This is a genomic window from Ensifer sp. SSB1, assembly GCF_016652895.1.
Taxonomy (GTDB): Bacteria; Pseudomonadota; Alphaproteobacteria; order Rhizobiales; family Rhizobiaceae; genus Ensifer.
Genome location: NZ_JAEPRP010000044.1, coordinates 31,550 through 43,885, shown reverse-complemented (window position 1 = coordinate 43,885; position 12,336 = coordinate 31,550). Strand labels below are relative to the sequence as shown.

The window sequence follows — 12,336 nt, the reverse complement described above, 5'->3', positions numbered from 1 at the left end:
AGGTCATCCTGTTAAAGGCGATCGAGAGCTTGATCAAGACGAAAGAGGCGAAAGAGGTCTTCCGGCAGGGCTGGGTGAACATCGCCACCTATGTCGTGTCGATCGTCGCGGACAGGCTTGGCGACAGGCTCGACCTCGAACAGATCTGGATGAGACAGGGAGTTTCAACCGGACTGCGCGATCTACTCTGGGATTGGGCGGCCGTCGTAAATTCCGAGTTTAACCGGATCGCGCCTGGCCAGCAGTTTTCGGAGGTGGCGAAACGCCGGGAGATCTGGGACAGAGTCAAAGTGGCAGACTTCCCTCAACAACTGGAGGGAATTAGCGAGTTGAAGAGCCATTGAACCAATCATCAGACGACCCTGAAGGAATTGTCAGCAAATCGGACCTATCGTGAAAAGCAATGATTGCTTTGAGAGTTATCCATGAGAGAGTTCAACATGGATTTACCTGTGCATGACTCCAATTCCATAATGGGTGCGCAAGTCCTCCTCGAGGTTTCAACAAGGCGAGCAAATGCAAGAAGATCAGAAATCTGGCAAAGTTCACCAAGGCTCAACCACCGATGTCGAGGAGACTTCTTACGTTTCCCCAGAGTACTCGTCATCGGAGTTAGAATCGGAAATCACCGCAGAAGATTTCCATCGAGCAAGATCAACTTCCGTCTCAAAAGGTGGATTCGCGGAAGTCAACTATACCAGCTGGGACCATGAAGAAACTGACTGGTCAATCGACTGGGTAAATTCTCACACGCCAGTCACAACATACGAGATTGATGGGCAACTTCAACTTCGAGATCAGGATAAGCGCACAATCAAACCCGATGTCACTTCTTTGAGGAAGGCAGTCAATGAAGATAGGAACACAAGCAGTACGAAAATTGGAGGACACATCGCGTCCATTCATTTGAAGAACTTCAAGAAGTTTCGAAGATTCCAGCTTGATGCAGGTGCCAAGAATATTCTTACTGGCAGAAACAATGCCGGTAAATCGAGCATCCTTGACGCACTAAGAGTAACACATGATGTGCTTCGGTTTGTGTCTAGACGAGTGCCGGAATTAACTGAATTTGAGGGGAAAAGCTGCGTTGGCTTCACACTGCCAACCACAGCATTGAAGATTCCGATAACAAACATCACGTGGAATTACTCGGACAATCCGGCTTCGGTTCGAATTTCATTGAGGAACGGCTCGCAGTTTGTGATCATCCTCCACCCAGATCATCCAATCAAAGCCTACCTGCTTACTGAGGGGCCACTACCCAGAACGACCGCCGCCTTTCAACGTCAGTTCCCTTTATCGTTGGTAGTGGTGCCGACTTTAGGTCCGGTTGATGAGCGCGAGTACTATTTGACTGACAAGACCATCTCCAGCAGCGAGAATACGCGCACAGCCCATAGGCACCTTAGGAACATCCTTATCCGACGCACGGAAAGAGAGTTCCATGAGTTTTCAAAAAATGTATCAGCCGCTTGGCCAGATATATCTCTCGATCGCCCCAAAGTTATCGGAAATGGGGAGCCGTTGGAGATGATGTTCTTCGAAGATGGAATTCCAAGGGAGATTTTCTGGTCAGGCTTTGGCCTCCAGGTATGGATGCAAATGGTTCTTCAGTTCATGCGTGGTTCAGATAGAGCAGTTTTGGTCCTTGACGAGCCGGATATCTATCTTCACCCAGATCTGCAGGTTCGAATGATGGATTTTGCTTCACAGAGGTTTGGCCAGATATTCGTTGCAACCCACTCATCTGCAATAATAAATCTTGCGAACGCTGACGAGGTGATAATTATTTCAGCAAAGGAAGGCGCCGCAATCAGGGCAGCCTAGGAGGCAAGACATATCTACCGGCAAACAAGGCTCTCGTTCACTTGTGTAAGCCCCAACTCAATTAATGGAGGCTACCAATAGTTTGGCGATCTGCCGTGCGAGGAATGGCGGCACGGCGTTTCCGACCTGAACGTACTGTTGAGTTCGGTTCCCAAGGAAAAGGTAGTCGTCGGGAAAAGTCTGCAGCCGCGCCGCCTCGCGCACGGTCAGGCTGCGGCACTGCATCGGATCGGGATGAATGAAGTAATGCCCATCCTTGGAGATGTGGCTCGTGACCGTGGTCGAGGCCTCGTCGGCCAGTTGGACGCGGAAGCGGTCATTGAAGACGCCGGTGTGCCAGTTGCGGTGATCCGGACTAAGCGCGATGGGAAAATCGGCAGCCTTCGGGCTGTATCCGCGCGCTGCCCCGAACACGGCGGCAAACAGGTAACGCCCGAGGTCCGAGGCCATGTGTCCACGCGTCTCGTGCTGGGCAATGGCGCGCAGCTCCGGCCGTTCGAGCCAGCGCAGCAATTCATTGTTCGAAGTGCCATAGCCCTCCGGCAGATATGACGCCGCGCGAAGGCTCGGCAATCCGTCCACCAGACGCTTCGCGACGGACGAAAACCCGTCCCGAAGCGGGCCGTCGTCTTTCCCCTTGCAGATACCGGCCAGCATTTTCGCCGCCTCAACGACCTCGCTCCGCCACCCCGACGCATCGTCCCGGCCACGGCTGATGCCGCTGCGTAACGCAGGCATAGTCCCGATTGCCTCACAGACCGTTCGCGCCATGCCGGAAACGGCGATCTCGGCACCGTTGGCTCTGCCCGCGAGGTCGGACCGGATACCGACAATGATCACCCGGTGGCGTCGCTGCGGAACTCCGAATGCCTCGGCGCGCACGATGAAGTCCGAAGGCTGCGCCGCCTCCTGCAGCCTGGCTCTCCCATTCTCGACCCGGATCGCGCGCAGTTCGTAGTGATGGCCGTGACCGGTGCCAAGCGAGGACAGATCGTCCATCAGCATCTCGAAGACGAGGCGGCTTTCGACCGTGGAAGAGAGCATGCCCTTGACGTTTTCCATCGTGAAGGCGGCGGGACGAAGTCTGTCGAGCACCCGGATGTATTCGCGGAACAGGTAGTGTCGTTCATCTTCCTCGGGCACATAGCCAATCTTGCCCTTGGCACGGGCGCGCCCCACAAGGGAATAGGCCTGACAAGGTGGGCCGCCGATCAGGATCGTGTCGTCGTAGCTTCCCCGCAGCTTCGCGATGGCACCATCGATCGCCGTCGCCGCAGCTTCGGTACCGAGTTCGAGACAGCGGGCCTCGTCGATGGCTATACGCCATGCATCAGCTTCGACCACACCCCAGTCCGGCTCGGGGATCAGCCCCGCATGAAACTCGATGAACTGCTCGGGCAAGGCGTTGTACCGCGCCCGATACTCGCGCAGGAATGCGCGCAGCATTAGCGTGCGATGCGCCGAAGCCTCCTTCTCGACCGAGATGCCGATCCGGAACGGCGAATGCCCGTCCTCGACGTGAGCGGCAAAGCCCTCCCCAAGTCCGCCGGGACCGGCAAACAGATCAACGACACCGAAAGTGGCAGGCAAATCAGGCTCCTGACGAAAATCACTCAGGCGGTGTATACCAGGTTTCGTAACAAAGACCAGGCAGCACGTGACCGATATCGTCGACAAGCAGACTCGCTCTCGGATGATGGCCGGGATCAGAGGAAAGGACACGAAGCCGGAACTGGCGCTTCGGCGGGCGTTGCATGCGCGCGGCTTCCGCTTTCGGCTACATGCGAGGAACGTCCACGGGCGGCCTGACCTTGTTTTGCCGAAACACGGCGCCGTGGTTTTCGTACACGGCTGCTTCTGGCATCGCCATGCGGGATGCCGCTACACCACAACACCATCTACGCGCCCAGAGTTCTGGCAGACGAAGTTCGAAGCAAACGTTGCAAGGGACCTCGCAGTTAAAAGGGCGCTTCTGGAAGACGGATGGCGCGTGGCGACGGTTTGGGAGTGTGCCCTACGGAGGCCCGATCAAGACGAACTGGCGGCTGAGCAGCTGGTTGCATGGCTTCTTGGCAATGCAACGGAGCTTGAGTTGGGCGGCGCGGAGTTGATCAGCGAACACAAGCACGAATAAGGCCCTGCCAGCGAAGTGATTTTCCGATGCGGGTGGCGAGAGTGCGGGTTCCGGTAATTCGCGGACAGCGATTCCACTAAATCGCGGACAGCGTTTTCGCTAAATCCGGGACAGTCTTTTCGGCGACAAAAGATCGACTTTCGCCCGCGCCGTCTTTGTCATTCTGCACCTCGATTTGAACGAGGTGGAGTGAATGGCGAGACGCAAGCTGGCATCAAAATCTCCTCGTGTGCCGGGAGGCTTGATGCCAAAGTTGCTGAGCCAGGGGGTATCGTCAGAGCCGGAAACCAGCCGGCAATTTATTGGAATCGTGGCCGGCATCAAATCGGAACGGTGGCCGGACTTTGATCGGAATGCTGGCTGGCTTCAGGTCGGAATCCGCATTTCACTGGGGGACCAGCCGTTCCTCAATAGACCTCAGAAGTATCTTCTTCCTGAGGCGCGACACGATCTCCTCGTCTTTCCCAACGGCCACGTCAACGCTCGCAGTTTCGAGGACCGTCTCTTGGCCAGTGATCCGGAAATGAGCCTGAACGCCCTCCTCGGCGCCGAGCCCCTCGTGATGAGGATAGAGCAGAGTCAGCCGGGGCGCTTTGTAGAGATGAGCGTAAGCCATCATCTGATAGACGTCGCCTTGGGATACACCCTGCTTCGGATCATCGATCCGCGCGGATATCCGTTTCCATTTTGTGTCAATCAGATGAGCGACCTGTCCGGCGCGCCAGATCAGTATGTCGGGCTTGGTCTGGAACACGGCGCGTTCGCCGTCCAGGGCGGTCAGGCAGAACAGCCGCCCACCCTGCAGCGTGACGTGGAATTCAGTGCCAGCCAGGGCGCGCGAGACCAATCGACCGATATATTCCTCGAAAAGCGCGTTCATCTCGAAGAGGAGCGCCGTGCCTTGCCCGGACCCGCTGCTCGTCGTCTGGTACCGGTTACGCAGGAACAGGTGTGCCAGGCCAAGCAGTTCCTGCCACGCGCGGTTGGTCCGGTCGATGACGACCTCCTCCCATTTCAGGACTGGTGCCGGAACATCCGTGATATCGGCATAGACGAAGGCGAGCTCTCGAAGGCGCTGCTGATTGGCTGCATTCCGCGACATCCTGGACAGGTGCGCGATGGCCGCTTTCATGATGCGGTTGAGCGCCATGTCTTCCGACAACTCATCGAAGCGACAGGCAAGCCATCCCGGGTTGGCAGCATGCCGGGTGAATTGACGGCGTACATCCAGTGCACCGCGCAGAGTTGAAATATCATCCTCATGGGCGATGTAACGACGGGGCATCCCACGGCGGACCGCTTCGGTCAGTTTGTCACAAAATACTCGGATCAGGATTTCGAGAAGAGTCTCATGCTGCCAGTCCAGTTCGGTAATCCGTCCAGTCTCGATCTTCAGATCCAGCGCAACTGCGAGCATATGGACAAGGCGCTTGCGGATGGCCGTGTTCTGACGCTCGGGCCCTTCCTCCGGTGCGACGTCGATCTTTGGAAGAATTTCGAGGCCGCAGCCCTGTGCGGCGAGCACGCCCACCACGCCGCGGGCCCGAAGTTCGTGCCGTCGATCCTCCAGAACCCCACTGCCGCCCCGGCCTGCAAAAGGTGACGTCTTGGCAAGCGCCACCAGCCGTGCAGCAAGACGCGACGGAATGCAGCCATCCCCCTCGCCATGGGGCAGCGCCTCCCACTCGCGCAACGTGTAGGATAGCATCAAGCCTCAAACTCCGAGAAATCGAACTGATCCTTGACGCGCCAGCGCAGCTTTTCACCGGCAAAATCGGCCTCGGCTAGGCCCGCAGGTGCGGCGAGCCGCCGGGCCTCCAGAAACCGCGCCGGCCCCTGCCCGGTGTCACCAAAAACAGCGGCAACCTTGGACCAATCCTCGTAGAAATATTCTGCGAGAAGCGGGATGACCTTGTGGCGCATGACCTCGTCGACACAGTCGCGCGTCTCGCAGCCGGTGAAGTAGGCATGTCCGATTTGGTGTTCGCGGTCGAAGAGATACTCGATGCGATCGTTGATCGTGGTCAGAAGCCTCTGCAGGTTGATCCCGTCCACGTCGGCGGGAAGGACCGAAGGATCAGGCATCAGTTCATGGAACGTGAAGCGGCGGCGCAGCGCCGTATCGAGCAGGGCAATCGACCGGTCAGCGGTGTTCATCGTGCCAATGATATGCAGGTTCGCGGGTACCCCGAACGGCTTCTTCGAATAGGGCAGCATGAGCCGGATCTCGTTTGTCATGCCCAACCGCTTGTCGGGCTCCAGCAGCGTGATCAGTTCTCCAAACACCTTCGAGATGTTCGCACGATTTATCTCGTCAATGATGAGCACGTGTTCCCGAGCGGAGCTGCTCGGGATTGGCCCCTCGCCGCCGAAGACAAGTGCTTCCAGCTCGTCCCAGTCGACGAGTGCCTGATTCAGCTTGTAAACTGAGTGCCGCCTGAAGGCATTCGGGTAGAACCGACTGCGCTCTGCTCCCAAGTCATCACGCCAAATCCACTCTACCTTGCGTCGATGTGGATGATACGCGGCATCGTGATCGTAGAAGTAGTCACTGCTGATACTACCGAATGCCTGAATCCGGTCGCGTCCATCCGACACGACAACATAGTCGCCGATTTGCATGTCAGCCCTGAACGAATAGGTGACGACGATGTTGCCGTCATGCCCAGTTGCGTCGGGGTCTTTGAGGGCCCTCCACTCGCTGAGAATCTCGTTGAAATCGTCAAAGCGCTCCTCGGACCAGTCAATGTCGCCGCCCCAGCCGACATGGATGATCCCCTGGTCAAGACCAAAGCGTATCCTGTCATCCTCGATCTGCCGTTGTCCCAGTGCGACCTTGAACACACGTGCAGTTCGGTCAAGCCGTGAAGCTGTTCCATCATTTGCGCGATCGAGTCTGGCGCGTTCGCTGATGCGCTTGAACACGCCGTCATGAGGATTCAGACGAAAACCAGTGCTGACCTGCATTTCTTCCGGATCGTCACCTGCGTCATCGCCGGTGCTCGGCCTCAGACCCTCTACGAACTCCTCGTAGGACATGGACTGGTGAAATGTAACGAACTCGATCAAGCCTTCGCTGGCCAGTCTGCGATACTCGGCCATCAACGCTTCCCGTTTGCCGTTGCCTCGGAGGCCTTCCGCCACAGCATCGCCCATGCACAACCTGACCGCTTCCCAGGCTGTATGGTAGGTCTTGCCGGTACCGGGTGGGCCGTAGAGGATCAAGTTGGTTGCCGCCTGTGCTGTCGCTCTGGAAAATTCGGTCACGGGATCCGCCTCTACCTGCGCTGCAAGCTTGTATGTGAAGGTGGTCGAGCTGCTCGGGTTTGGCTCTGTGTGGGTGGGTGCCGGGACTTTGGCGATCTGCTGTAGGTTCTCTCCGCCCAAAGCGCTGCAGATAGCGGGAATTGCGTTCTGCAGGCCCATGTCTTTTGCCAAATTCCCTGCGCGGATTGTGATTTCTCGCGCGCCTCTCTCCCGGGCTGGCTCGAGGCAATAATTGACAGCGCAGAGATGGATCCTGTCCGCATCCCGGATCAGGTGGTCATGCCGCTCAGGTGGCGCGACTGGCATATTGTCGCTGCCAACAATAATGAAACCAGAATTGTGCAGCTGGGCGGCAGCGTCCCCTCGCTGTCCCCATCCACCATTCAACTCGGTCTTGCCACGGACAAAGCCGATGATGGGTTTGGTCGGATAGATCCGGCCTTCGCGGGCTCGCGTCGAGCGAACCCAATAGTCGCGAGGCTCACCAAAACTATCAAATACCTCACCATGTTCACCGGTTTTCCGATACTCATCATAGGCATCCATGGCGGCCTCGACCGCCTCACGAGTAAGAGATTGCGATGTGGCGCTGCCATCCTCGTTATCCTTGTAACTGTGGACCACCCAGAGCGCACTCTGCACATCGATCATATCTCGAGGAGCAAGACCGCGTTCCTCAAACGCTTGCCGCACCGCCCGCATGAATCGCTGTTCCTCTGCGTATGTTTGAGCCATGGAGGCATGGGTTGGAAACTTGCGACCTACCGCTTCGAGCCACAGATCCTGGCGGACAGTGTGACGGATGTAGGTGCCCTCATCCGGCGAAATATGCAGAAACAAGAACTCGGCAATCTGTCGGGCAGAGTCGGGCGACCCCTTCGGCACAGCCTCCATCCACGCCGCAACGAAGGCCTCCAGTGCCGCGGCATGACCTTCGGGTGCGCCCAGCGCCGCCCGCCCGAGATCTGAAAGGGCTGGCCAGAGCCGTTCCCGATCCGCGTCGCCCTTGGGCGACATTGGCCAATAGGCTCGCCACGGTAGAAGGTTGCTTTTCACCAACGCCGAGTGGATTGCGTCTGCGCTCTCTTCTTCGGTGGCAGCTCTCTTAAGCGCCGATCGCAACTCCGTAGCGATCTCCAGCTTGTAGTCGCGTTCCCCGGCATCGAAGTCTGGGTCGGGTTTGTCGAACCGGTCGAGACCGGGAAAGAACAGGCGAAGGCGCTCGATCCAGCGAGTCACTGCAGCCGGGTCGAGCATAATCTCCTCAAGCAACTTCGCGACGGGTTTCGCTGCTGGCTCTCCAAGATTTCCGCCAGGGAGACCTAAGAAGTGGGCCAAGGTTCCATCTGCTCGCTTCCGGGATTCAAATGCGACTTTTCGCTTTTGCGCCGCTTCGTTAGCAGCATTTCGCTGAGGTCCGCCACAAACTGCCGTGACTTCCTTGTGACTTGCACCCTCAGGGCGCCGGCAATACATCACCCAAGCAAGTCCAACCTTGGTTCCCGCCTGCGCACCAAGTTCCAGAGCGTGCTGGGCCTCGGCAGCACTGGGCACCGGCCCAGCCTCTATCGGCCAGCCTCTATCGATGATGTTTGCCCACGGTGCGAGGTGCCTGGGTACGAGGGAGAGCGCGTTCTCAGGATTATCTGGCATCGGGACCTCTCTTGGCAGCCGTGTAGGTTTGGCCTCGGATCTTGCCCTGCCAGGTCGGCAGCGCACAGAGCGTGTTTACGAGTTGCATCTGCTCGACCGTATCGCACTTGGCTTCGCGCAGGCGCGGCGCCCCGAAGACCAGCGCCAGCCCCTTGGCACGCGACACTGCCACGTTGATGCGGTTAAGCGAGAACAGGAATTCCATCCCGCGCGAAGTCTCCTCGGCCGAGGAAGCTGTCATCGAGACCAGGCAGACGGGCGCTTCCTGGCCCTGGAACTTATCGACGGTGCCGACGCGGATCGCCTCCGGCAGCGCCTCGCGGAGAGCGTTGACCTGCGCGTTGTAAGGCGCCACGACAATGATGTCGGACACGCGAATCGGACGGGTCATCCCGTCCTTGTCGGTCCAATGACCGCGCATCAATTCCGCCGTAGCGGCGTGGATAGCCTCCACTTCCTCGGGCGAGACCTGCGCGTTGCCCTCATGCACGACTGGCGCCCAGAAAGCGCCCGCCTGCGGGAAGGTCGTGCCGGTCACCGCCTGACGAGCGGTATCGGGATGGCTGGTCAAGCGCTTCTCGTAGACCTGATCCGAGATGAAGCGGCAGACCTCGGGGTGCATCCGGCGAGAGACCGGCAGGAAGATGCCCCGATCGGGTGGCACGGTTGCATGCTCGCCCAGCATCCAGTCGAGGCAGGAGAGGTTCGCGGGTTCGGGGTGTGCACCTTGAATGACCTGCGGTAGCTGGCGGGGGTCGCCAACCAGCACGATGTTCTTTGCGGCCCGACCCATCGCCGCCATATTGGCAAGGCCCACCTGCCCCGCCTCGTCTACGAACAGCCAGTCGAATGCCTGGATGTTTTCCTCGCGTGCGAAAAAGAAGGCGGTTCCCCCCACGACATGACCACCGCCCGAGGCTTCGGCATTGTCAGTGGTGCGGCGGACGGCGCATTCTTCCGGATAGCCGTCCTCGTAGCCTGAGACTTTGTGCACAAGATCGGGCGCAATCGGCAGATCCACATCATCGAGCGCCTTGAGGCATCCCATCAGCACGTTACGGACTGCTTCGTGGCTGTTTGACGCGACGCCAACACGCGCGCCATCACGAACAAGCGACAGTATTGCGCGGGCAGTGACGTGGGTCTTGCCGGTGCCGGGCGGGCCCTGAATGGGCAGAAGCGTCCCATCCATACGATGGACGGCGGAGATCGTGGCAGAGACCGAGTCGTCGCCCGCCATAATCGGTCCATCACCCGTCAGTAGCGGCGGTGCACACGACAGAAGGTCATCGACCGCGCGATAGAGGCGCGACCCGCACTGATCCAGGATCACGTCCTGCAACGCCGCGGCGATGACGTCGGTGCCGATCGGCTTATCGGGGTGCAGCGTCAACCTGTCGGTGAGCAGCTCCGCCCTGGCGCCGCCGATCTTGAGCGTGATTATCCGACGCATACGGTCGAATGCTTCGATACTGACGGAGGCCATGCCATCCGGCGTCGGGATAGTCGCCTTCTTTCCCCCGCGCAGCTTGGTTTCCTGCGGCGGGAAGCGATAGGTCCGCTGAACCGACCGCTTGACTGGTTCGGCCGGTCCGGTGGCGACAAGCCCGCCAAGCGCGTCGAGATCGTCGATCAGATCATCCTCTTCCTTGCCGAGGCTGTCGAAAATTGCCCACCAGGCGGGCTTCGCCTCGCGTTTGTGGAACAGACCAAGGTTGAAGAGCATTGCCTGCCGGTCTTCAGGCAGATCCGATGCGGCGAGCTGCGCGCGCAGCGAGGCGGCTTCAGCATCCTCCTCGATCTCCTGTGCGCCAGCATCCTCTCCGATCAGCGGCCAAGGGCCATCAGGACGGATCGACACCAGCCAATCACGCAGCATCTCGGTCGAGAGGCAGTCGATGCGATTGTAAGCCTCGATCTCGTCGAGGACCTGTTGCTCGCCGGTTTCGCGCCAGTTTTCATAGGCGACGACCGACCCACCCGCGGTTTTGACCTCGCCCTCGCGCTTGAGACCGTAGAAGGCTTCGAGCGACTTGATCGAATAATTGGGCTCCGACGCAATCAGCCCGCCGCGCACCACAGCATAGAGATCGACGAAGCGCCGTTCGCGCAGGAGTCGGTCGAGGAAGGCTTCGCCGATCCCATATTTGGTAGTTAGGCGCTTGAGCGCGGTGGTCTCGTAGGCTGCGTAGTGATAGATGCGAGCCTGTGGGTATTCGGCCAACCGCGCGCGGAAAAAGTCGAAAAGTTCCGCCAGCGCCTGCGCCTCGGCTGCATGGTCGTGCGCCCAGAAAGAGCGGAACTGCCCGTCAAACCAGACGCCGTGCAGATATTCGAGGCCACCCTCGAAATAAGGATCACCTTCGATGTCGTAGAAGAGGTCGCCCGCCTGCGGTTGAGGCAACAGGTCAAAACCCTTGCCCGATTGCGCTGGGCGCAACTCGTAATGCGGTGCGCCTGACTTCCGAGCGTGCTGCAATCGGGCCTGTGTGCGCAGCTTGCCAAGCGTATCGATCGCCATGCCGCGTACCGGACCATCACCTGCGGCAAGCGCCGCCATCGTCGTGATGCCCGCCGCCTCGAGTTTCTTTACCTGTCCCCTCGCGATGTTGGCCACGTTGAACAGGCTGTCCTCAGCTTCCCAGACGCTCTCGCAATGATCCGCCCAACGACATAGCCCGCAATCAGCACAGGGAATCGACCGCGTCGGCTGTGGCTCTGCCACGAAATTTTCAAGCCGCTCCCGCGCCATCCGGGCAAAGGCAGCGTAATCAGCCAATCGCAGCGTGGCACGACTGCCGTCGCCCAGTTCGACATGGGCAAATTCTGGAGCTACGCCCTGTAGTTCGGTCAGGAGGTCGGAATAGAGCACGAGCTGCAGCACATGCTTGGGGTGTGGGCGGCGTTTGAGCTTGGTGTCCGCGACCTCGTAGCTGAAACTCCCGAGCGCCGAGGGACGCTCCACCCGCTTTAGGAAATCCGACCAGCCGCCCCAGTTACCCGAAAGAAATGCCCCCTGGAACACCACCTCCGCACCGGAGGCGAGCGCGGCACGGGTTGTCTCGGCATTCGCCGCCAGATTGCCTCGCGCGATTTCGACCACACCGCGACCCGTCGCATGCAGCCGCGCCAGATGGGCTGCTTCATGAGCGTCACCCTGTTTCTGCAAAAGCACCGCGTCTTCGCTATCCTCGCGAGGATCAGGTCCTCCACCTCGAAGATGCGCCAAATCAAGCGTGGTCGCATGGGCACACCCCATGAACCGCATCAGATCCGATGCCGAGAAAAGGATATTGCCGCCGATGTCCCTCATAACGCGCCCCGACTGACCGAACGCCGATCCACCAGGGACAAGCCCCGACAGATCGCATTATCATCATCAATAGCTTAAGAGGGTGTCAATACTTGGCATACCCAGGCATTGTCCGACAAACGAAGGACAAGAAACGAAAATG

At 59.0% G+C, this 12,336-nt stretch carries 7 protein-coding genes; 3 read left to right on the top strand and 4 right to left on the bottom strand.

Going from position 1 to position 12,336, the window contains the following annotated elements:
- On the top strand, nt 1-344 hold a 344-nt coding region (locus I8N66_RS13540), incomplete at its 5' end, for an AIPR family protein (RefSeq protein ID WP_291154420.1).
- 172 nt (nt 345-516) lie between these two features.
- A complete protein-coding gene (locus tag I8N66_RS13535; protein ID WP_291154418.1) occupies nt 517-1,827 on the top strand; it encodes an ATP-binding protein in 1,311 nt (436 codons plus the stop codon).
- Nucleotides 1,828-1,884: 57 nt separating this feature from the next.
- On the opposite strand, the gene I8N66_RS13530 is transcribed toward I8N66_RS13535, so the two are convergent.
- Nucleotides 1,885-3,504 (bottom strand): DNA cytosine methyltransferase, encoded by a 1,620-nt coding sequence (locus I8N66_RS13530; protein WP_291154416.1) that lies wholly within the window; start codon nt 3,502-3,504, stop codon nt 1,885-1,887.
- On the opposite strand from I8N66_RS13530, the gene I8N66_RS13525 reads away from it, so the two are divergent.
- The gene (locus I8N66_RS13525; protein ID WP_291154414.1) at nt 3,485-3,961 is read left to right on the top strand and encodes a very short patch repair endonuclease; all 477 of its coding nucleotides are present in this window, start codon (nt 3,485-3,487) and stop codon (nt 3,959-3,961) included. The genes I8N66_RS13530 and I8N66_RS13525 overlap by 20 nt on opposite strands.
- A gap of 385 nt (nt 3,962-4,346) precedes the next feature.
- Here I8N66_RS13525 and I8N66_RS13520 read toward each other — a convergent pair whose 3' ends face one another.
- From I8N66_RS13520 to I8N66_RS13510, 3 genes are all read right to left on the bottom strand, one after another.
- Nucleotides 4,347-5,669 carry a restriction endonuclease gene (locus tag I8N66_RS13520; RefSeq protein ID WP_291154422.1) on the bottom strand — a complete coding sequence of 441 codons (1,323 nt, stop codon included), beginning with the start codon at nt 5,667-5,669 and terminating at the stop codon, nt 4,347-4,349.
- Nucleotides 5,669-8,485, bottom strand: coding sequence for an AAA family ATPase (locus tag I8N66_RS13515; RefSeq protein WP_291154412.1), 2,817 nt, complete (start codon nt 8,483-8,485; stop codon nt 5,669-5,671). Before I8N66_RS13515 ends, I8N66_RS13520 begins: the two co-directional genes overlap by 1 nt.
- Before the next feature lie 385 nt (nt 8,486-8,870).
- Entirely contained in the window at nt 8,871-12,194 is a 3,324-nt protein-coding gene (locus tag I8N66_RS13510; protein ID WP_291154410.1) for a TM0106 family RecB-like putative nuclease, read from the bottom strand.
- Between the last annotated feature and the right edge of the window lie 142 nt (nt 12,195-12,336).